The sequence below is a fragment of the Mycobacterium hackensackense genome (genome assembly GCF_025822555.1).
Taxonomy (GTDB): domain Bacteria; phylum Actinomycetota; class Actinomycetes; order Mycobacteriales; family Mycobacteriaceae; genus Mycobacterium; species Mycobacterium fluoranthenivorans.
On the sequence record NZ_JACKUC010000036.1, the window covers coordinates 1 to 1,378 of the forward strand.

The window sequence follows — 1,378 nt, forward strand, 5'->3', positions numbered from 1 at the left end:
CGCATGCCGGATCGCTGGCAAGGACACTGGCGATGCGAATTGACCCGGCGATCCCGCTATTAACGCCGTTGCTGTCACCGCAATAGCGCAGCGCGTGGCGACCTTTTTGACCGGCTTATGCACGGGCTCCCCCATGGTGACTCCTGTTCCGATGCAGTGCGATTCGATGTCAGGACACGGATATTGCACGCCTATTGACGGTTCCGCCAGTTTTTTCGCGAGATTACTCAAGCGTAATTTTCGGCACCATTCCGACATTCCGATTTCACCAAGTTAGGCAAATTTTTCAGAGGATTAAGGACAAACTTATTCGATACGCATTAGTCGACTTATGGCAAAGATCCAGCCTCAGTGCAGCTGTGCCCGACCACCGGCTGGAGTGATCCGGATCACAGCAGAATCACAGGCGCGCAACGGTTTCCATACAGCTCGACACAGCGCCCTTCTTGGCGGCTCTCATCAACGTCCAAGCATGCCGACGTGGCAAACACGCATTCACCGTCGTATGTTCGACGGACATCCACCCCGACACCGTCTTGGACAACATTTGCCCGTACCCCTCGGCGATCCGCCTCGGGGGGCCCGATCCTGGCATGTGAGAGACATCGCACGGCGGACACCCGGCCCGGGGCGGGTCGCCCCCTCACGCGACCGGCCCCGGCGGCCGCCTCCGCGGCCCCAAAGGGGCGTCATCGGCATCCTCGCCAGGCGAGATCGTTGCCGGCGCAGCGGCCGTGTGGATCCTTCCGGCACCGACAGTCGAGCCTCGGCTACCGACACGGTCGACAGTCCAGACCGCGCGGTCACGACGACGCCGGGCACCACGGCCCGCACCAGGATCAGGCTCCGATGTCGGTTGGCTGACGCGGCGTACGAAGACCCCGGCTCGGCCAACGCTATTTCGGGGTCACCACGGCCCAGCAAGCACAAATGGCGACGCGGCCGCGCGCTCCGGCGCCTCGCCCATTCGGCTCACATCTTGCGATTCTCCGACTTGATGAGGCAGGCCAGTTTCTCCAGGCCGTCGATCAGCTGATGCAGGATGTCCGCGGTGGTCGGATCCTCGTCCACTCTTCACGGTCTCGGAATACCGAGGCAAGCGGCCACACCGCGCCGTCGCAACGACGCACTTGGATCCGGGCGCCGCGCCAGCGGCGCATGAAGTTGCATGGAACGAAACGAGGGGGCGCGAACTCTCGCGCCCCCTCGTTGTTTGCTTATCCAGCGGTTAGTCAGGAGTCTTCGCTGTGTGGGTTGACTCCGAGGAATCCGACCCACCGGACGCCCCGGTGGTGGTCGTCGCCCGCGGCTTCGGCTTGGGCCAGCGGAGACCGGGGCGGGACTTGACACCCGTGGAGCCGGCCTCGGAACCGTCGGC

The 1,378-nt window shown here is 63.6% G+C and carries 1 pseudogene; it reads right to left on the reverse strand.

The features are described 5' to 3' along the window. Positions 1-972: 972 nt before the first annotated feature. A pseudogene (locus tag H7J86_RS27875) lies at positions 973-1,068 on the reverse strand (DNA starvation/stationary phase protection protein); the annotation flags it as partial. Positions 1,069-1,378 lie beyond the last annotated feature (310 nt).